The organism is Polynucleobacter sp. HIN8, assembly GCF_030297615.1.
Lineage (GTDB): Bacteria > Pseudomonadota > Gammaproteobacteria > Burkholderiales > Burkholderiaceae > Polynucleobacter.
Genome location: NZ_AP028139.1, coordinates 1 through 19,668 on the forward strand (window position 1 = coordinate 1; position 19,668 = coordinate 19,668).

General features: G+C 46.1%; 20 protein-coding genes. All 20 read left to right on the forward strand.

Annotated elements, in window-relative coordinates; translation table 11 throughout:
* The first annotated feature begins 100 nt into the window (after positions 1 to 100).
* The 20 genes from dnaA (at position 101) to hemE (ending at position 19,570) form a co-directional block, all read left to right on the forward strand.
* Complete coding sequence (gene dnaA / locus QUE65_RS00005) at positions 101 to 1,516, forward strand: chromosomal replication initiator protein DnaA (protein ID WP_458574780.1); 1,416 nt, start codon at positions 101 to 103, stop codon at positions 1,514 to 1,516.
* A gap of 248 nt (positions 1,517 to 1,764) precedes the next feature.
* A complete protein-coding gene (gene dnaN / locus QUE65_RS00010) occupies positions 1,765 to 2,880 on the forward strand; it encodes a DNA polymerase III subunit beta (protein ID WP_286281050.1) in 1,116 nt (371 codons plus the stop codon).
* A gap of 37 nt (positions 2,881 to 2,917) precedes the next feature.
* Entirely contained in the window at positions 2,918 to 5,416 is a 2,499-nt protein-coding gene (gyrB, locus tag QUE65_RS00015) for a DNA topoisomerase (ATP-hydrolyzing) subunit B (RefSeq protein WP_286281051.1), read from the forward strand.
* Positions 5,417 to 5,447: 31 nt separating this feature from the next.
* On the forward strand, positions 5,448 to 5,906 hold the full coding sequence (locus QUE65_RS00020) for an SET domain-containing protein (RefSeq protein ID WP_215372426.1): 459 nt from the start codon (positions 5,448 to 5,450) through the stop codon (positions 5,904 to 5,906).
* Between the two features lie 12 nt (positions 5,907 to 5,918).
* Positions 5,919 to 6,146: a DUF3717 domain-containing protein gene (locus QUE65_RS00025; protein WP_286281052.1), complete on the forward strand. Its 228-nt coding sequence runs from the start codon at positions 5,919 to 5,921 to the stop codon at positions 6,144 to 6,146.
* Positions 6,147 to 6,169: 23 nt separating this feature from the next.
* Positions 6,170 to 6,961: a sulfite exporter TauE/SafE family protein gene (locus tag QUE65_RS00030; protein ID WP_458574757.1), complete on the forward strand. Its 792-nt coding sequence runs from the start codon at positions 6,170 to 6,172 to the stop codon at positions 6,959 to 6,961.
* Between the two features lie 96 nt (positions 6,962 to 7,057).
* Complete coding sequence (mnmG, locus tag QUE65_RS00035; protein WP_286281053.1) at positions 7,058 to 8,977, forward strand: tRNA uridine-5-carboxymethylaminomethyl(34) synthesis enzyme MnmG; 1,920 nt, start codon at positions 7,058 to 7,060, stop codon at positions 8,975 to 8,977.
* Complete coding sequence (gene rsmG / locus QUE65_RS00040; RefSeq protein WP_286281055.1) at positions 8,974 to 9,621, forward strand: 16S rRNA (guanine(527)-N(7))-methyltransferase RsmG; 648 nt, start codon at positions 8,974 to 8,976, stop codon at positions 9,619 to 9,621. The genes mnmG and rsmG overlap by 4 nt, the downstream gene beginning before the upstream one ends.
* 7 nt (positions 9,622 to 9,628) lie before the next feature.
* Complete coding sequence (locus tag QUE65_RS00045; RefSeq protein WP_215370743.1) at positions 9,629 to 10,399, forward strand: ParA family protein; 771 nt, start codon at positions 9,629 to 9,631, stop codon at positions 10,397 to 10,399.
* 7 nt (positions 10,400 to 10,406) lie between these two features.
* Positions 10,407 to 11,306, forward strand: a complete 900-nt coding sequence (locus QUE65_RS00050; RefSeq protein WP_286281060.1) for a ParB/RepB/Spo0J family partition protein — start codon at positions 10,407 to 10,409, stop codon at positions 11,304 to 11,306.
* 61 nt (positions 11,307 to 11,367) lie between these two features.
* Complete coding sequence (locus QUE65_RS00055) at positions 11,368 to 11,868, forward strand: ATP synthase subunit I (RefSeq protein ID WP_286281061.1); 501 nt, start codon at positions 11,368 to 11,370, stop codon at positions 11,866 to 11,868.
* Positions 11,869 to 11,903: 35 nt separating this feature from the next.
* Complete coding sequence (gene atpB, locus QUE65_RS00060) at positions 11,904 to 12,773, forward strand: F0F1 ATP synthase subunit A (RefSeq protein WP_215370749.1); 870 nt, start codon at positions 11,904 to 11,906, stop codon at positions 12,771 to 12,773.
* Positions 12,774 to 12,815: 42 nt separating this feature from the next.
* Entirely contained in the window at positions 12,816 to 13,082 is a 267-nt protein-coding gene (atpE, locus tag QUE65_RS00065) for a F0F1 ATP synthase subunit C (protein ID WP_215370752.1), read from the forward strand.
* Between the two features lie 49 nt (positions 13,083 to 13,131).
* A complete protein-coding gene (locus QUE65_RS00070; RefSeq protein WP_286281066.1) occupies positions 13,132 to 13,602 on the forward strand; it encodes a F0F1 ATP synthase subunit B in 471 nt (156 codons plus the stop codon).
* Positions 13,603 to 14,139: a F0F1 ATP synthase subunit delta gene (locus tag QUE65_RS00075; RefSeq protein WP_286281070.1), complete on the forward strand. Its 537-nt coding sequence runs from the start codon at positions 13,603 to 13,605 to the stop codon at positions 14,137 to 14,139.
* Positions 14,140 to 14,183: 44 nt separating this feature from the next.
* Positions 14,184 to 15,725, forward strand: coding sequence for a F0F1 ATP synthase subunit alpha (gene atpA, locus QUE65_RS00080; protein ID WP_215370760.1), 1,542 nt, complete (start codon positions 14,184 to 14,186; stop codon positions 15,723 to 15,725).
* Between the two features lie 11 nt (positions 15,726 to 15,736).
* On the forward strand, positions 15,737 to 16,606 hold the full coding sequence (gene atpG, locus QUE65_RS00085) for a F0F1 ATP synthase subunit gamma (protein ID WP_286281072.1): 870 nt from the start codon (positions 15,737 to 15,739) through the stop codon (positions 16,604 to 16,606).
* Between the two features lie 32 nt (positions 16,607 to 16,638).
* Entirely contained in the window at positions 16,639 to 18,039 is a 1,401-nt protein-coding gene (atpD, locus tag QUE65_RS00090; RefSeq protein ID WP_286281074.1) for a F0F1 ATP synthase subunit beta, read from the forward strand.
* Positions 18,039 to 18,455, forward strand: coding sequence for a F0F1 ATP synthase subunit epsilon (locus QUE65_RS00095; protein WP_215370769.1), 417 nt, complete (start codon positions 18,039 to 18,041; stop codon positions 18,453 to 18,455). The genes atpD and QUE65_RS00095 overlap by 1 nt, the downstream gene beginning before the upstream one ends.
* Positions 18,456 to 18,460: 5 nt before the next feature.
* Positions 18,461 to 19,570 (forward strand): uroporphyrinogen decarboxylase, encoded by a 1,110-nt coding sequence (hemE, locus tag QUE65_RS00100; RefSeq protein ID WP_286281075.1) that lies wholly within the window; start codon positions 18,461 to 18,463, stop codon positions 19,568 to 19,570.
* Positions 19,571 to 19,668 lie beyond the last annotated feature (98 nt).

A 19,668-nucleotide genomic window follows, 5' to 3' on the forward strand; every position in this document is an offset into this window, starting at 1 on the left:
TTATCCCTCGCTACAATCAACTCCTGAATTTCATATGAGTAAACTAGAAATCCCCCCACTCCTGACACACCCGAATCCACTTGGGTTTTGGGATTTAGCTATGGAGATTTTAGCTAAAGAGCTGTCACCACAACAATTCAAAACCTGGATTCAACCTTTAAAATTAAAGGGTTATGACGAAAGTGAGCGTTTACTACTCATTGGTGCTCCCAACCCCTTCAAGCTTGACTGGATTAAGCGCACCTTTTCTGCCAGGCTTCACGAAATAGCCTCCTCTTATTTTGGCAGCACTATTAACATTCAATTTACACTCGGCGCCGATTCGACGAAAGATCCCTCCAAAGTCGTTAATACGGTTTTCCGTCAAGAAAAATTAGTGGATGCTTCGGTTGACACCGCTGCGCCGTCGGGCGCCGCCCTTTCTGGCGGCGACTTAGGAACCGACGGGGGCGAGGTTCTAGAGATCGGCATTGGATCGACCCCCCAGGATCGCGACCATTCAAAGCTTAATCCTGGGCTAACTTTTGAGAGTTTTGTTACAGGCAAAGCAAATCAGTTGGCTCGTGCGGCATCCATTCAGGTTGCCCACAACCCGGGGGCATCGTATAACCCGATGTTTTTGTATGGCGGCGTGGGCCTTGGCAAAACCCACTTAATACATGCTATTGGGAATCACCTCCTTAAAGAAAAGCCCGATGCCAAAATTCGATATATCCACGCGGAACAGTATGTATCCGACGTTGTGAGGGCCTATCAGCAAAAGGCGTTTGATCGATTTAAGCGGTACTACCACTCTTTGGACCTGTTGTTAATTGATGATATTCAATTTTTTGGTGGAAAATCCCGCACCCAAGAAGAGTTCTTTTATGCGTTTGAAGCTCTGATTAGTAATGGGGCACAAGTAATTATTACCAGCGATACCTATCCAAAGGAAATGGAGGGTATTGATGAGCGCCTCATTTCACGCTTCGACTCTGGGCTAACGGTTGCCATTGAACCGCCAGAGCTAGAAATGCGGGTTGCTATTTTGATGAAAAAGGCTGCTATTGAAGGCATCCCGATGAGCGAAGATGTCGCTTTTTTTGTGGCTAAGCACCTGCGTTCAAACATTCGTGAGCTTGAGGGTGCACTTAGAAAAATCTTGGCGTACGTTCACTTTCATGGCAAGGAAGTCAATATTGAGGTGGCGCGCAGCGCACTTAAAGATCTTTTGTCTATCCAAAATCGACAAATTTCAGTTGAAAGTATCCAAAAAACGGTTGCCAACTTTTATAACATCAAGGTTGCCGACATGTATTCAAAAAAACGGCCCGCCAACATTGCTCGCCCTCGTCAAATTGCGATGTTTATTGCTAAAGAACTAACCCAAAAGAGTTTGCCCGAAATTGGCGAGTTATTTGGTGGCAGAGATCACACTACCGTTTTGCATGCGGTTCGTAAAATTGCTGAGGAGCGCCAGCACGATTCTCATCTTAACCACGAATTGCACGTTCTCGAACAAAGTCTTAAGAATTAACCTGTGGATAAACTTGTGGAAAGATGGTGGGATAACCGCGTTAAGAAACGCTTAATAGTTTTTTGAATAAGTTGTTTGTATTATCCTAATGCGATGTTATTCACAATTTGTTCATGAGTTATTTGGCACTTATGCACAGCAAATTTTCTCGAAAAAGCCTTGATTTCACTATAAAATTTAACTTATAAACAGAAAACACAACCCTAATTATTACTACGATATAAATATACAAAGGAAATAAAAAAACAATGCAGCTGATCAATGCCACCCGAGATGAAATACTAAAGCCTCTACAGGTCGTTAGTGGCATTGTTGAGCGTCGCCACACGCTGGCAATCCTGGCGAATTTACTATTTAAAAAAACGGGGCCGTCGATTTCGTTTGTATCTACGGATATTGAAATTCAGATTACAACAAAAGCGAACTTTGGGGTTGGTTCTGATGATGTGACAACAACAGTGGGGGCTCGAAAGATATTGGATATTTTGCGAGCCTTGCCCGAGGGGCCCGTAAGTCTTAATCTTAAAGACAATAAGATGGTCGTGCAAAGCGGCAAGAGTCGGTTTTCCCTCCAAACCTTAGCGGCAACCGAATTTCCGGTCATGCAAACCAACTCAGAGGCTCAATCGAGTTGGGCAATGAGTCAAAAGAAGCTTCGCCAACTCATCAGTCAAGTTTATTTTGCAATGGCTCAGCAAGATATTCGTTATTACTTAAATGGCATGCTTTTGGTTGTTGATGGAAAGGATCTGGTTGCTGTTGCAACCGATGGCCATCGGTTAGCCTATAGCCATGTTGAGCTTGACACCGCACCTTCAGGAAATGGGCAAAAACAAGAGATTATTATTCCGCGCAAAACAATTCTTGAGTGTCAACATTTACTACAAGAAACCGACGAATCGGTTGAGATCAGCATTAGTAACAACCAGATTAAGTTTAACTTCGGTGATATCGAGCTAATTTCGAAACTGGTTGAGGGTAAGTTCCCGGACTACCAACGCGTAATTCCGAAGGGCCAAAAAAATTCACTTTCTGTTAATCGTGAGACATTGCAAGCAGCTCTTCAACGAGCAGCTATTCTGACAACTGAAAAATTCAAAGGTGTTCGTTTTTCATTAACAAGCAACAAAATTACTATACAGTCTACCAATGCTGAACAAGAAGAAGCCCAAGAGGAAATAGAGACCACTTATGATGGCGACACAGTTGAGATCGGTTTCAATGTTAGTTACCTTCTTGATGTCCTCGCAAACATTAAAAACGAAGCGATTCAGATTAGTCTTGGGGATGCCAATAGCAGCGCCGTCATTACATTACCAGGATCAGAAGCATTTAAGTACGTTGTAATGCCGATGCGTATTTAGGTTTTGTTGTTCTTATAAGTTCAAATTAGAAAATTTCATGTCTTTAGAAAACCAAAGTAATGAGCAATATGGCGCCTCATCCATTCAAATATTAGAGGGACTAGAAGCGGTACGTAAGCGTCCAGGAATGTATATTGGGGATACATCTGACGGGACCGGCTTACATCACTTGGTATTCGAAGTTCTTGATAATTCGATTGATGAGGCTCTAGCAGGGTATTGCACAGAAATATCAGTAGTAATTCACACGGACAACTCCATTTCCATTATTGATAATGGAAGGGGCGTACCTACCGGCATCAAGTTTGACGATAAACATGAACCCAAGCGAAGTGCGGCTGAAATTGTGATGACCGAACTTCATGCTGGGGGTAAATTTGATCAAAACTCATATAAGGTTTCTGGCGGCCTACATGGTGTGGGAGTTAGCTGTGTTAACGCCCTTTCTAAGTGGTTGCGTTTGACGATACGACGTGATGGCAAAGTTCATCATATGGAGTTTGGTCGCGGGGTTGTTCAAAACCGAAACATTCAAATTGAAAATGGTGTTGAGGTGTCTCCAATTTCGGTTACTGGAGAAACCGATTTACGAGGCACCGAAGTTCATTTTCTGGCCGATGAAGAAATTTTTGGCAACATTGAGTATCACTACGAGATCCTTGTAAAACGAATTCGTGAGCTTTCATTTCTCAATAATGGCGTTCACATTCGTTTGGTTGATCAGCGAAGCGGGCAAGAGGAAGATTTTGCATTCTCCGGCGGGGTGAGGGGGTTTGTTGAGTACATCAACCAAACCAAAACCGTATTGCACCCAAATATTTTTCACGCCCTGGCTGAGCGGCCCTCTGATCTTGGCGGTCAGATTACCGTTGAGGTTGCCATGCAATGGAACGATGGTTACAACGAACAAGTTTTGTGTTTTACAAATAACATCCCTCAGCGCGATGGAGGTACACACCTAACCGGCCTGCGCGCCGCCATGACCCGCGTTATCAATAAATATATTGATGAAAATGAGATTGCAAAAAAAGCAAAAGTTGAGATCTCAGGCGATGACATGCGCGAGGGGCTTACCTGCGTCCTTTCGGTAAAGGTCCCGGAACCAAAGTTTTCAAGTCAAACCAAAGATAAATTAGTGTCCAGCGAGGTTCGGGGCCCGGTCGAAGATGTTGTTGCCCAGGCGCTTGCAGAATATTTGGCTGAGAAGCCACAAGATGCAAAAATTCTGTGTGGCAAGATTGTTGATGCCGCTAAAGCTCGCGAGGCAGCGCGCAAAGCTCGTGAAATGACACGTCGCAAAGGGGCTCTTGACGGCATTGGCCTACCCGGCAAGCTTGCGGATTGTCAGGAAAAAGACCCGGCAAAATCCGAACTGTTCATTGTTGAGGGAGACTCGGCGGGCGGCTCCGCCAAGCAGGGGCGCGACCGAAAATTCCAGGCCATCTTGCCGCTTAAAGGCAAGATCTTAAATGTTGAAAAAGCGCGCTTTGACAAGATGTTGAGTAGCCAAGAGGTTGTTACCTTGATTACGGTTTTGGGAACTGGCATTGGTGCCGAGGAATATAAAGCAGATAAGTTGCGCTATCACCGGATCATTATCATGACCGACGCCGATGTGGATGGTAGCCACATCCGCACATTGCTTTTAACTTTTTTCTATCGCCAAATGCCGGAGCTAATTGAGCGCGGACATGTTTATATTGCTCAGCCCCCGCTCTACAAGGTTAAGTTTGGTAAAAGCGAACAATACATTAAGGATGATGCCGAATTAAATCAACTGCTGTTTAGGGTTGCTCTTGAACAGGCCTCTATCGAAACCCCTGCGGGAGAGCGACTTTTAGGACAGGAACTTGAGGGTCTTGCAAAACACTATCAAAATATTCAGGCTGTGGTTGATCGGCTATCACGAACAATGGATGAAGATGCTCTTCGGGCGGTGGCGGCGGGCGTAACCTTGAATTTTGATACAGAGGCAGCAGCTAGCGATTCGGCAGACCGTTTGCGTAGTGCATTTTTGCAAAATGCAAGCCCCTTATCTATACCCACCGACATTGTGGTCCAAAAGGAAGAGAGAACGGAGCGCTATCGACTATTGTTGTCAAAGCGCGTGCATGGTAATTTAAAAATTTCGGTAATTAGTTCAGATTTTGTTGCTAGCGACGATTATCAAAGCCTTATGAATGCCGCTGCATCGCTTGCTGGCAAAGTTCCAGCGGGTAGTCGTGTGCGACGCGGAGACCCAGAGAAATCAAACAAAGAGAGCGTGGTTGCTGATTTTCGTGGCGCGTTTGAATGGTTGCTCTCCGAAGCCGAGCGCTCCATCAGTCGCCAGCGTTACAAAGGTTTGGGCGAAATGAATCCCCAGCAGCTTTGGGAAACAACAATGGATGCAAGCACCAGAAGGTTGTTGCGCGTTCAAATTGAAGACGCCATCATGGCCGATCAGGTTTTTACAACCCTAATGGGCGACGAAGTTGATCCTCGGCGTGCCTTTATTGAAAAGAACGCTTTGATTGCGCGCAATCTAGACATTTAATCCCATGAAAAAAAACAAAGCCCCGAAAATCGTGGCGAAGTCATTTATTGCCGTTAAAAATTCCAAAATTCATGGCCGCGGCGTTTTTGTAAAAAAAGAAATCCCTAAAGGGTCAGCAATCATTGAATATATTGGTGAACGGATTAGTTGGAAGGAGGCTTTGCGGCGTCACCCACATGACCCAGAGCAGCCAAATCATACTTTTTATTTTTCGCTAGAAGACGGACGTGTTATCGATGCAAATGTTGGTGGGAACGCCGCTCGCTGGATTAACCACTCGTGTAAGCCAAATTGCAAAGCGGACGAAATTGCTGTTGATGGTGAGGGTCGCGTTTTTATATTTGCGAAGCGCAAACTTCTTCCAGGAGAAGAGCTTTTTTACGATTACTCACTCAATTTGGACGAAAAGCCGACAAAAAAGTTGCTAAAGGAATACGCTTGCTATTGTGGCAACAAAAAGTGCCGAGGCACAATGCTTGATATCGATTGATTTGATGTCATCATGGTGTTTGTTTCCATCCAAGATTTAGAGGCCGCCATAAATTATTGGCGCACACAATCACCCTCTAAAGGCGACGAGTTAGTTTTATCCAAAGAGGCGGGCGCCTTAGCAAAGCCGTACGCACTGATGATTATTCAGGGGGCGCAGCGCATGCCGCTTGATATGCTTGATGAAGTTTGTAAAGAGGCGCTTGCCAAGTTTGTGGCTTGGAAGTCGCAGGCTCGTTAGCCAACTATTCATTGCGCTAAATTTTGGAAACCGTAGTCGACTTTAGTTCATATCTTTGGCTTTTGCTTTTGGTAGCCGCATTTGCCTCTGGCCTGGTTGACGCAATTGCTGGCGGCGGCGGATTGATTCAGGTGCCCGCTTTATTCGCTGCTTACCCAGATACCCACCCCGCAACCCTATTAAGTGCCAATAAAGTTTCTTCGATTGGTGGAACAATTAATGCAGCTAGGCGGTATTTACGTCACGCTAAGTTGCCGTGGAATATTCTGGGCCCGGCGATTGTTGCTGGATTCATCGGCGCTCTCTTGGGTGCTCTAGCCGTTAGTGTTTTTCCGCCAGAACCTCTGCGTAAAGCGTTGCCGTTCATGTTGGCAGCCTTACTTGCTTACACTTGGTTTGCTCCAAATATGGGCGCTGAAAATCGCCCCACCCACAAAATAGGTCGTCATGAAGCCGTTAAGGCGGCGGCCATGGGTTTAGTCATTGGGTTTTATGATGGTTTTTTTGGGCCCGCAACCGGAAGCTTTTTTCTATTTGCATTTGTTCGAATCTTTCACTTTGATTTTTTGCATGCTTCGGCTGCTACCAAGCTCGTAAATGTTACAACCAATCTAGCCACAATCCTGATGCTTACAAGCCTTGGTTTTATTGATTGGCCTCTTGGCTTGACTCTTATGGTTGCTAATATTATTGGTAGCCAAGTGGGCAGCATCTTGGCAATTACACACGGAAGCCAATTTGTCCGAAAAATTTTCTTGATTGTGGTTTTGGCGCTGATTGTACGATCAGCATATTCCGCATTTTTTTCCAATTAAATCAAGGGTTTATATTTTAGATAATGCATTAATTATTTTGATGTTTCACGTGAAACAGTAAAAATGCTATGATCTACGCCCTAATTGGGCAAATCCATGTTTTATTTCAAGAAATTTGATGTGATTGTGGTCGGCGGCGGCCATGCCGGGACTGAGGCCGCTCTCGCATCGGCTCGCAGGGGATCAAAAACCCTCCTGATAACGCATAGTATTGAAACCCTGGGGGCAATGAGCTGCAATCCCTCGATCGGAGGTATTGGTAAGGGTCATCTAGTAAAAGAAATTGATGCTTTGGGCGGGGCCATGGCCTCAGCGACGGATGAGGCTGGCATTCAATTTCGAATTTTAAACTCCAGCAAAGGTCCGGCAGTTCGGGCGACGCGAGCCCAAGTCGACCGTATTTTATATAAGGCGGCAATTCGTCGGCGCCTAGAGAACCAAGCTAATTTAACCTTATTTCAAGCCGCGGTTGATGATCTGATTGTTTATGGCGATCAGGTTCGGGGGGTTAAAACCCAAAACGGGCTTCAATTTGAGGGAAAAAAGGTTGTATTAACGGCCGGTACTTTTTTGGATGGAAAAATCCATATTGGATTGGCAAACCATAGCGGTGGTCGTGCGGGAGATCCTGCAGCAACCACCCTTTCAGCTCGTCTAAAAGAGCTTAAGCTACCCCAGGGCCGCCTAAAAACCGGTACCCCACCCCGCATTGATGGCAAGACGATTAACTTCTCTGTTATGCAAGAGCAGGCTGGTGATCTGGACCCCATTCCATGTTTTTCATTTATGGGCAGGCCCGAGCAGCACCCTCGCCAAGTGCCGTGCTGGATAACCCATACCAATAGTCAGACACATGACATTATTCGTTCTGGGCTGGATCGTTCGCCCATGTATACAGGGGTCATTGAGGGGGTCGGCCCACGATACTGCCCTTCAATCGAAGACAAGATCCATCGTTTTGCCACGAAAGAGAGTCACCAAATCTTCCTGGAGCCGGAAGGCTTAACGACTAATGAGTTTTATCCAAATGGGATTTCGACCAGTTTGCCCTTCGATATTCAAATGGCCCTTGTCCACAGCATTCGTGGGCTTGAAAGCGCTGATATTGTGCGCCCTGGATATGCCATTGAGTACGATTATTTTGATCCGCGACAACTCAAGCACAGCCTGGAAACCAAAGCGATTAAGGGCTTATATTTTGCTGGGCAGATTAATGGAACAACCGGATATGAAGAGGCTGCCGCTCAGGGGCTGCTGGCAGGCATTAATGCAAGCCTCGCCGCAGACGAGAAAGAGCCTTGGCTACCCAAAAGAAGCGAATCCTACATTGGGGTTTTGGTTGATGACTTAATTACACGCGGAGTACAAGAACCCTACCGAATGTTTACTAGCCGTGCCGAGTATCGTCTAAGCTTGCGTGAGGATAATGCAGATGCGCGACTTACAGAGGCCGGAAGAAGGCTTGGACTGGTCGGCGATGAGCAATGGGAGTTTTTTTTAAGAAAGCAGGAGCATGTTTCACGTGAAACATTGCGCCTTCGTTCAGTGCGGGTTGGCCCGAAACATCACACGGCAGAACGGTTAGAAACCTTTCTTGGTCAAGCCTTGGCGCACGAGTGTAGCCTTGCAGAGGTTTTAAGGCGTCCCGAAGTTGATTATCGTTCGCTGATTCAGGTTGATCCCTCCTTTGCGGAAGAATCCCCAAGGCTTGAAGACCCCTATCTCGAGCGACAGATTTTTGACCAGGTGGAGGTTTCAATCAAATATGAGGGTTATATTGAGCGCCAACGAATTGAAATCGAGCGCCATGAGCATTATGAAACCCTTCGCCTACCGCAAGACTTGGACTATTCCCTTGTTAAGGGCCTATCGGTTGAGGTCTGGCAAAAATTAAACCTGCATCAGCCAGAGACTCTGGGCCAAGCATCGCGCATTTCCGGGGTAACGCCGGCAGCAATATCCTTGCTTTTGGTCCACCTAAAAAAGGGTATTGCTAAGACCCAAAAAATAACATGAGCTTGGTGGTTGATAAGGGCCTAAAAGAGTTTGGCCTTACCCAAAGCGAGACTGCTGCAATGCAATATTTTTTAGGCGAGTTGCAGCGCTGGAATCGGGTTCACAATCTCACCGCCATTAATGAAACAGAAGCAGCGCTTCATTTACATCTTATTGATTCAATTATTATTTTGCCAATTCTGCGACGTTACTTGCAATCCAATCAATCAATGACTCACATTGCCGATTTAGGGTCGGGGGGAGGCCTACCCGGTATCCCGTTGGCAGTCCTTCAACCCTCTTGGTCATTTACTCTGGTTGAAACAAGTAAGAAAAAAGCCGCTTTTCTGCAGCATGTGCGAGGCGGTTTAGGGCTTGGCAATCTTCAAGTAATGGCAAATCGAGTTGAAAGTCTAGCGACGTCTCATGCAACGTCTTTTGATGCCATAACAGCACGAGCATTTACGCGTCTAAATAAACTGCTGGAGCTATCGGAACCTTTATTAAAATCATCGGGCCTTGTGTTTGCAATGAAGAGCCAACAAAGCAAAGAAGAAATTTCTGAAGTATCGAGTAAAGACTGGAGGCTGCTAGAGGAGTGCCAGCTGTCTTTGCCTGGGCAACAGCTTGATCGCCGATTATTAGTTTTCCAATACCAACAGTAAAAAAATTATGGCCAAAACATTCTGTATCGCAAATCAAAAAGGTGGCGTTGGAAAAACAACCACGGCAGTCAACTTGGCTGCGGGGCTCGTTGCCCAGAGACAGCGAGTTCTTTTGGTGGACTTAGATCCTCAGGGAAACGCAACCATGGGGTCGGGGATTGATAAATCATCGATTAAAAGTGGTGTTTATCACGTACTGATTGGGATTGCATCTGCGACTGAGGCAATCCAGTTTTCAAAGGAATCTGGTTATAGCGTTTTGCCTGCAAATCGCGATTTGGCTGGGGCCGAAGTTGAATTGGTTGAGCTGGAAGGGCGAGAAGTAAGGCTAAAAAATGCACTAAACGAGCTTGCAGACCAATACGATTTCATTTTGATAGATTGCCCCCCTGCACTGTCTTTATTGACCCTCAATGGCTTATGTGCAGCAAATGGCGTGGTGGTTCCGATGCAGTGCGAATACTTTGCACTCGAGGGGCTCTCGGACCTTGTAAACACTATTAAGCAAGTTCATGCAAATTTAAATCCGGATTTAAAAATCATTGGACTTCTGCGGGTTATGTTTGATGCCAGGGTCACCTTGCAACAGCAGGTATCAGAACAGCTCAATATTCACTTTGGAGACAAGGTGTTTAAAACAATTATTCCTCGCAACGTACGTTTAGCAGAGGCCCCCTCATTTGGTTTGCCAGGAATCATCTTTGACAGATCATCTCGAGGAGCCCAGGCTTATATTGATTTTGCGGGCGAAATGGTTCAACGAATTAAAACCATGTAGGCAAACGATGAGTGCAAGCAAGAAAAAGGGATTGGGGCGCGGTCTCGACGCATTATTAAGCGCCAGCAATAAGGGGGACGACGTAAGCCCTCTCTCTGGAAAAGGATCGCAATCATTGCCGCTGAAACTTTTGCAGGCAGGTAAGTATCAGCCACGGACCATCATGGCCGACGAGCCTCTAAAAGAGCTGGCCGACAGCATTCGAGAGCGCGGTGTGATGCAGCCTCTTTTGGTTCGTGAAATTGACAATGGGCGTTACGAAATCATCGCTGGCGAACGCCGTTTTCGAGCAGCAACGCTTGCTGGCCTTGATGAGGTACCCGTTCGGGTCTTGGAGGCCGACGATCAAGCTGCGGCAGCGATTGCGCTCATTGAGAACATGCAGCGAGAAGATTTAAACCCACTGGAAGAGTCGCGCGGTCTATCACGATTAATTAATGAGTTTAGTTTTACCCATGAGCAGGCTGCGAAGGCTGTGGGCAAATCCAGGAGCGCTATAACTAATTTGCTTCGCTTATCGCAGCTTTCAGGAGCGGTTCAAGCAATGCTTTTATCTGGTGATTTAGATATGGGTCATGCCAGGGCGCTTTTAACCCTTCCAGGCTCAAGCCAGGTTGCCTTGGCCCAAAAAATTATTGCCCAAGGGCTTTCGGTGCGAGAGACAGAGCGATTGGCGAGTACAGTAGCCCTGGCCGCTGGCGATTTAGCTCGAAAAGCCCCTCTCAAAAGAAAAGTAGGCGCCTCAACAAGCCAAGATTACAGTCGCCTGGCACAAACCCTGTCGGATCTAGTGGGTCTAGAAGCAGTCTTTAAGACCAATAAAAAGGGTGGGGAGCTACGCTTTCACTACAGCCATTTTGATGAACTGGACGCCCTACTTAAGAAGTTAGGCATTGACAATGACTGATTCATCTCGAGGGATATTAATTGACCTTCCCGAGAGCGAACACTAAAATTTTGAGGCTTAGTTGATTCATAAAAAAGAGCATTTGGCGCCAAAACCATCATGGCAAGAGCTTGATGAAGAGGCCGATTCTTTTAGAACCTACTCTAGAGAAGAGATGGAGGTTCTTAAAGGGACCAACCGTAGTGCTTTTTCAAGCATGTCACCATGGGCCATCATCCTTTTACAGGTAATCATGACGCTTGTGATGGCAGTTGCTTGGTCAACTTTTGCAAACCCTCGTGGGCTGAGCGTTTATACTTATTCAGCTTTTGTGGGTGGCTTTATTGGATTTTTCCCTGCGGCCTTGTTTGCTCTGAGAATGGGCTTAGCAAATAAGCAAAAAAACAAAAGCCCTGGGAGTCTTTTGGCAGCAGTTGTTTCAGGTGAATTTTTAAAAATCGCTGTAACAATTGCGCTATTTGTCGGGGTGGCATTGAGTTACCCAGATTTGCAGTGGATACCATTGCTAATCACGTATGTTGTGACGCTTAAGTGTTACTGGCTGGCGTGGTTTTGGCGGTAAATGGTTTTAATTAAGTACAAAGGAATTACTTAAACATGGCAAGTGCAGCACACGGAGCTCCAAGCGAGCCGTTAACTCCCACAGCATACATTGCTGAGCATTTACAAAATCTCAACAATATTGGTGGGGCACAAGCCTCTATTATTGATTTCAGTGTTATTAATTTAGACACATTATTTTGGACCATTTTGATGGGTCTATTGGCGGTGGGTTTTTTGTTGCTTGCTGCGAGACGCGCCACCCCGGGAGTACCCGGACGCTTTCAGGCCCTAGTTGAGATGCTAGTTGAAATGGTTGAGACCCAATCAAAAAGTATCGTTCATGGCGATCGAAGTTACATTGCTCCACTTGCCCTCTTTGTTTTTTGCTGGATTGTTTTACTTAATACCCTTGATTTGGTTCCTGTTGATTGGGTCGTCGGAGTCAATCATTTCTTGGAAAATTTTGGAATCCATGTTCCCCATCACAAGTTGGTTCCAACCACCGATTTAAATGCAACCCTTGGAATGTCTTTTGCGGTTCTTATTTTGGTTTTCTTCTACAGTTTCAAAATAAAAGGCGTCGGCGGATTCGTTCATGAACTTCTATCGGCCCCCTTTGGAGCCAAATGGTATTTGGCTCCTTTCAATTTGATATTAAACATTATTGAATATATTGCGAAAGGCGTGTCTTTGGGTATGCGGTTGTTTGGCAATATGTACGCGGGAGAATTAATTTTCTTATTAATTGCTCTCTTGGGAAGCATCTGGACCTTTAGCCTCGATTTCAGCGCTTTGGGTTTGGTTGGACATGTAATTGCAGGATCTGCTTGGGCAATCTTTCATATTCTTGTCATTTTGTTACAAGCATTTATTTTTATGATGTTGACATTGGTTTACATCGGGCAGGCGCATAGCCATCATTAATCGTTTTATTTTTAACAGCACTTTTATTACTTAGGAGTTGACATGCAAGCATTTCTAGCAAACATACAGGGCCTTACAGCAATTGGTATTGGTCTAATCATTGGCCTTGGTGCTTTGGGCGCCTGTTTGGGCATTGGTCTAATGGGTGGAAAATTTATTGAAGGCGCGGCTCGTCAGCCAGAGCTGATGAATGAACTCCAAACCAAAATGTTTTTATTGGCAGGCTTGATCGATGCTGCATTCTTGATCGGTGTTGGTGTTGCAATGTTATTTGCTTTTGCTAACCCATTGCTAGCTGTTATTAAGTAATTAAGGCTGGGTCGTTGACCCATACTTTGAGAGCACTGAAAGGAATATCGTGAATCTAAACGCGACATTATTCGCGCAAATGATTGTCTTCTTCATCTTGTGGTGGGTGGTCGCTCGCTTTGTTTGGCCGCCGCTTGTTAAAGCTCTTGATGAGCGTGCTACAAAGGTTGCCCAAGGTCTTGCAGCAGCAGAGCGCGGCAAAATTGATTTAGCTAATGCCACCAAGAAAGCAGAAGAGGCTATGGCCTCTGCGCGCCAAGAGGGTGTTCAGCGTGTTGCAGAGGCTGAGAAGCGAGCACAACTAACGGCGGAAGAAATCAAGGCGAACGCTCAAGCTGAGGCAGCTCGAATCATTGCACAAGCAAAATTGGATGCTGAACAGCAAATCGGCAAAGCCCGCGATGAGTTACGTAATCAAGTTGCGGCATTGGCAGTCAAGGGCGCCGAGCAAATTTTGCGACGGGAGGTTGATCCAAAATCCCACGCCGCTTTACTTGAGCAACTAAAGGCAGAACTATAAATGGCCGATATTGCCACTATTGCGCGCCCTTACGCAGAAGCACTATTTGCAAGTGCAAAACCGAGCGATCTTGACGTTTGGTCAAAGCAGCTTGAGGAACTGGCTGCTTTTTTTGAGAATAAAGAGTTATTGGCATTAGCCAATAATCCTAAGTTGAGCACGAATGATTTGGTCGCTTTGGTCGAGGGTTTGCTTAAAACGAAACCCTCTGAAGCGCTCGCGAATTTCTTAAAACTATTGGCCAATAACCATCGGTTAGTCGCACTGCCTGAGATTTCTAAGCAGTTCTCTGCCATGAAAAACAAAAGTGAGGGCGCAGCAGAAGCGCTCATTACCTCCGCATTTCCTTTGGAGGGAAGCGCGCTTACAGACTTACTGAAGAGCCTTAAAAAGCATTTTGGTGGAAAAGATTTGCGTCCTACCGTGATTGTGGATCCCAACTTGATTGGTGGTGTTCATATTCAGGTTGGTGACGAGGTATTGGACGGCTCCATTAAGGCAAGGTTGGCACAAATGCAAACCAACTTGAGCGCGTAACGTATCGTTATTGAGATTATTCGATTTATATTTAGGAGCAATTGATGCAACTGAACCCTTCCGAGATCAGCGAACTGATCAAAAGCCGAATTAATGAATTAGGGGTTGATTCAAAGATTCGTAATCAAGGCACGGTTATTTCTGTGACCGATGGTATTTGTCGAATCTATGGACTCTCTGGCGTTATGCAAGGCGAGATGTTGGAGTTTCCGAACAACACAATTGGCCTAGCACTTAATTTAGAGCGAGACTCTGTGGGCGCCGTTGTTTTGGGCGAATACACGCATATTAAGGAAGGTGATTCGGTTAAATGCACAGGGCGTATTTTAGAAGTCCCAATCGGACCCGAGTTATTGGGACGCGTAGTAAACGCACTTGGACAGCCAATTGATGGTAAGGGCCCAATTAATACAAAACTTACCGATTACATTGAAAAAGTTGCGCCCGGAGTTATCGCGCGTCAGTCAGTTAGTACGCCGGTTCAAACAGGACTCAAGGCGATTGACTCAATGGTGCCAATTGGCCGGGGTCAGCGCGAGTTAATTATTGGAGATAGACAAACCGGTAAAACGGCTGTAGCAATCGACGCCATCATTAATCAAAAGGGCAAAGGCCTTTATTGTATTTATGTTGCAATCGGACAAAAAGCCTCGACTATTGTGAACGTCGTTCGCAAACTCACCGAACTTGGTGCCATGGAATACACCATTGTGGTTGCTGCAAGCGCATCAGAGTCTGCAGCAATGCAGTATTTATCCGCATATACGGGTTGCACGATGGGTGAGTATTTCCGTGATCGCGGCGAAGATGCGCTGATTATTTACGACGACCTTTCAAAGCAAGCGGTGGCTTATCGACAAATCTCATTGCTCCTTCGTCGCCCTCCTGGTCGCGAAGCCTATCCTGGCGATGTGTTCTATTTACACTCTCGCTTACTAGAGCGGGCTGCCCGGGTCAATCCAGATTATGTTGAAAAATTTACCAACGGTGCAGTAAAAGGAAAGACTGGATCCCTCACCGCGCTCCCCGTGATTGAGACCCAAGCTGGTGACGTCTCCGCATTTGTGCCAACCAACGTTATTTCGATTACGGACGGCCAGATTTTCTTGGAAACCGATTTGTTTAATGCGGGTGTTCGTCCTGCGATTAATGCGGGTATTTCCGTATCGCGTGTGGGCGGTGCAGCACAAACAAAAATTATTAAAAAATTATCTGGCGGAATTCGTACCGACCTTGCACAGTATCGCGAGCTTGCAGCTTTTGCACAATTTGCCTCCGACCTTGACGAGGCAACCCTAAAGCAATTGGAGCGCGGTCGACGTGTTACTGAATTGTTAAAGCAGCCTCAGTACATGCCCATGCAGGTTTGGCAAATGGCAGCATCACTGTATGCGGTAAACAACGGCTTTTTTGATGACCTGGATATTAAGCAAGTGTTGCCTTTCGAAAAGGGCCTACACGAGCACCTTAAGTCTAAATATGCAAGTCTAGTTAATCGGATTGAAGATACGAAAGATTTAACGAAAGAGGATGAGGCTGCTCTCAGGGCCGCTATCGAAGACTTTAAGCGGTCAGGAACCTTTTAATCTAATTTACTATGGCTAGCACAAAAGAAATTCGAAGCAAAATCAAGAGCGTACAAAATACGCGAAAGATTACCAAGGCAATGGAGATGGTTGCTGCTTCAAAAATGCGTCGTGCCCAAGAGCGAATGCGTGCAGCGCGCCCTTATTCTGAAAAGATTCGAATTATCGCGTCCCACCTTGCAAATGCAAATCCCGAGTATCGACCAGTGTATATGGCTGAGCGCGATGTGAAGGCTGCAGGAGTAATCGTTGTTAGTACCGATAAGGGACTTTGTGGCGGCTTAAACACTAACGTTTTTCGGGTTTTAACAAATCAAATTCGAGAATTCAAAGAAAAAAATATTTCGACCCAATTCACTGCGATTGGCTCAAAGGGTTTTCAGTTTTTGAATAGAGCGAAGGCAAAAATTTTGTCCCAATCGGTGCACTTGGGAGATACCCCGCACATGGATATTTTGATTGGGGCTATTACTGCCCAATTAGAAGCATTTGAGCGCGGCGAGGTTGATGCTGTCTACTTAGCCTATACGCGATTTGTCAACACGATGAAGCAGGAACCAGTGCTAGAGAAGCTTTTGCCTCTCTCAGGCGATGAATTAGCTCAAGATGCAAATGGCAAAGCTGGCTGGGATTATATCTATGAGCCCGATGCCGAGTCGATATTAAATGGCTTACTTAAGCGCTACATTGAAGCGCTGATTTACCAGGCAGTGGCAGAAAACATGGCGTCCGAACAATCGGCGAGGATGGTTGCAATGAAAGCCGCGTCCGATAACGCCAAAAATGTGATTGGTGAGTTGCAACTGACTTATAACAAAACGCGTCAAGCAGCAATTACAAAAGAGTTGTCAGAAATTGTTGGTGGCGCAGCGGCAGTCTAAATGATTAAGAGATTAAATAGCGGAGAAATGTGATGAGTACCGGAAATATTGTTCAATGTATCGGCGCAGTAGTAGACATTCAGTTTCCTAGGGATCAGATGCCCAGCATCTATGATGCTCTGACGCTGATAGATAGTTCGGAAGCCAGCTTTGCTGAAAAAGGACTGACCTTTGAGGTTCAGCAACAAATTGGCGATGGTGTCGTTCGCGCAATTGCAATGGGTGCAAGCGACGGCTTGCGTCGCGGTATGGAAGTAAAGGCTACTGGGGCCGGTATTTCTGTCCCTGTTGGTCCTGCAACTCTCGGGCGCATTATGGATGTGTTAGGTCGGCCCATCGATGATGCCGGCCCAATAGCAACCCAGGAGCGCCGCTCAATTCATCAACTTGCTCCAGAATTTAATGACCTATCTCCGTCGGTTGATTTGCTTGAAACCGGAATTAAGGTGATTGATCTTGTTTGTCCCTTTGCAAAGGGCGGAAAGGTTGGATTGTTTGGTGGCGCCGGCGTCGGCAAGACCGTAAACATGATGGAACTCATTAACAATATCGCCAAGCAACACTCTGGATTATCTGTGTTTGCTGGTGTGGGCGAGCGGACGCGTGAGGGCAATGACTTCTACCATGAGATGAAAGAGTCCAACGTGGTTGATAAGGTTGCAATGGTTTTTGGGCAAATGAACGAACCCCCTGGAAATCGCCTGCGAGTAGCACTTACTGGATTGACAATGGCAGAGGCTTTCCGTGATGAAGGCCGCGACATCCTATTCTTCGTAGATAACATTTATCGTTATACCCTTGCAGGAACAGAAGTTTCTGCTTTACTGGGGCGTATGCCATCTTCCGTTGGTTATCAGCCTACCCTGGCAGAGGAAATGGGTAAACTCCAAGAGCGAATCACTTCCACAAAAAAGGGCTCAATTACATCGATTCAGGCCGTTTATGTTCCTGCGGACGACTTAACTGACCCATCACCAGCAACAACATTCGCACACTTAGATTCAACGGTAGTGTTGTCGCGTGATGTTGCTGCGCTTGGAATTTATCCCGCGGTTGATCCGCTTGACTCAACGAGTCGACAGCTTGATCCGCAAATTGTGGGCACTGAGCATTATGAGGTGGCTCGTGGTGTGCAGATTACATTACAGCGCTATAAAGAACTCCGTGACATCATTGCTATTTTGGGCATGGATGAACTTTCTCCAGAGGATAAGTTGGCTGTAGCCCGAGCTCGTAAAATTCAGCGTTTCTTATCCCAGCCATTTCACGTTGCTGAAGTTTTCACTGGCTCGCCTGGCAAATACGTTCCATTGAAAGAGACAATTCGTGGCTTTAAGATGATTGTTAGCGGTGAGCTCGATCATTTGCCTGAGCAGGCTTTTTATATGGTTGGTTCGATTGATGAGGCAATTGAGAAAGCGAAGAAACTGTAATGGCAACCATTCGTGTTGATGTGGTCAGTGCAGAGCAGTCGATTTTTAGTGGCGACGCTAAATTCGTAGCGCTCCCTGGAGAATCGGGCGAGCTGGGAATTTTGCATGGCCACACGCCCTTAATTACGCGCATTCGGCCCGGTTCGGTACGTATTGAAAAAGCCGATGGCGATGAAGAGTTTGTATTTGTGGCGGGCGGCTATTTGGAGGTTCAGCCAGACAGCATTATTGTGTTGGCTGACACTGCAATCCGCGGTCATGATCTTGATGAGGCAAAAGCATTAGAGGCAAAAAAACGTGCTGAAGAAGCAATGCAAAATCGTGCAGGCGACTTTGATATTGCTCATGTTCAATCCGAGTTTGCTGTTGCCGCTGCCCAGTTAGCCGCCATTGCGCGATTGCGTCGTAAGAAGTAATTTAATTGTTAGCAAACGATCGCTTCCTAAAAGCGTGTTTGGGCCAAAAAACTGATCGCACGCCTTTGTGGCTGATGCGTCAGGCTGGTCGATACCTTCCCGAATACAACGCAACTCGGGCTAAGGCCGGTAGTTTTTTGGGTCTTGCCAAAACACCCACGTATGCAACAGAGGTCACCTTACAACCATTGGATCGCTATCCTTTGGATGCGGCTATTTTATTTTCCGATATTTTGACCATTCCAGACGCGATGGGTCTTGGCCTTCAATTTGCTGCGGGCGAGGGGCCGAGTTTTGCCAATCCTCTTCGAACAGAGGAGGCTGTTAAAAACTTAAGGCCTGCAGATCTTCATCAACTTCAATACGTCTTTGATGCAGTAGCGCAAATTCGGAAGTCCTTGATCCAGGACGGTAAGCAACGCGTTCCTCTGATCGGATTCTCGGGCAGCCCCTGGACGCTGGCTTGTTATATGGTTGATGGTTCGGGATCGGATGATTTTCGACATGCGAAGACCATGATGTTTAATCGGCCAGATTTGCTTAAACATATTTTAGAAATCAATATTCAATCGGTAGCCGCCTATTTGACCGAGCAATTACGATCGGGCGCTCAAGCGCTGATGATTTTTGATACCTGGGGCGGACTGTTGCCCGATGGGTGGTATCAAGATATTTCTTTGGCAAGTATGCGCAAGGTGATTAATCAGCTTCCTCGCGAGTTAAATGGCCAAAAGGTGCCAATCATCATTTTTACCAAAGGCGGTGGTTTGTGGCTTGACGACATGGCAGAATCTGGAGCCGATGTTATTGGACTCGATTGGACAATGTCAGTGGCAATGGCACGATCCCGCTTGGTGGAAAAAAACAAAATAATTGCACTTCAGGGTAATCTTGACCCCTTGGCTTTATTTGCCAGTCCAGAACAAATTGAGGCACAAGCCAAGAAAATTCTTGATGGCCTCGGCACAGCCCCAGCCTTAAAGACAGGCCTCCACCCCCTTGATGGACATATTTTTAATTTAGGCCATGGAATTTCTCAATTTACTAATCCAGATAGCGTCACTGTTTTAGCCAAGACCGTCATCGAGTATTCAGAACATTTACGCAGGCCCTAATTTAGCCTCTTTAGCCCTTTAAACAGGCTCGCTTAAGGGTAGACTTATGCACATACGATGGCTGCTCATTTGATTTCATGGAGATTGTGAACAGACCA

Coding starts and splice junctions, on each gene's coding strand:
- dnaA (WP_458574780.1), top strand. CDS start 101: ATGGAGATTTTAGCTAAAGAGCTGTCACCACAACAATTCAAAACCTGG.
- dnaN (WP_286281050.1), top strand. CDS start 1,765: ATGCAGCTGATCAATGCCACCCGAGATGAAATACTAAAGCCTCTACAG.
- gyrB (WP_286281051.1), top strand. CDS start 2,918: ATGTCTTTAGAAAACCAAAGTAATGAGCAATATGGCGCCTCATCCATT.
- QUE65_RS00025 (WP_286281052.1), top strand. CDS start 5,919: ATGGTGTTTGTTTCCATCCAAGATTTAGAGGCCGCCATAAATTATTGG.
- mnmG (WP_286281053.1), top strand. CDS start 7,058: ATGTTTTATTTCAAGAAATTTGATGTGATTGTGGTCGGCGGCGGCCAT.
- rsmG (WP_286281055.1), top strand. CDS start 8,974: ATGAGCTTGGTGGTTGATAAGGGCCTAAAAGAGTTTGGCCTTACCCAA.
- QUE65_RS00045 (WP_215370743.1), top strand. CDS start 9,629: ATGGCCAAAACATTCTGTATCGCAAATCAAAAAGGTGGCGTTGGAAAA.
- QUE65_RS00050 (WP_286281060.1), top strand. CDS start 10,407: ATGAGTGCAAGCAAGAAAAAGGGATTGGGGCGCGGTCTCGACGCATTA.
- atpB (WP_215370749.1), top strand. CDS start 11,904: ATGGCAAGTGCAGCACACGGAGCTCCAAGCGAGCCGTTAACTCCCACA.
- atpE (WP_215370752.1), top strand. CDS start 12,816: ATGCAAGCATTTCTAGCAAACATACAGGGCCTTACAGCAATTGGTATT.
- QUE65_RS00075 (WP_286281070.1), top strand. CDS start 13,603: ATGGCCGATATTGCCACTATTGCGCGCCCTTACGCAGAAGCACTATTT.
- atpA (WP_215370760.1), top strand. CDS start 14,184: ATGCAACTGAACCCTTCCGAGATCAGCGAACTGATCAAAAGCCGAATT.
- atpG (WP_286281072.1), top strand. CDS start 15,737: ATGGCTAGCACAAAAGAAATTCGAAGCAAAATCAAGAGCGTACAAAAT.
- atpD (WP_286281074.1), top strand. CDS start 16,639: ATGAGTACCGGAAATATTGTTCAATGTATCGGCGCAGTAGTAGACATT.
- QUE65_RS00095 (WP_215370769.1), top strand. CDS start 18,039: ATGGCAACCATTCGTGTTGATGTGGTCAGTGCAGAGCAGTCGATTTTT.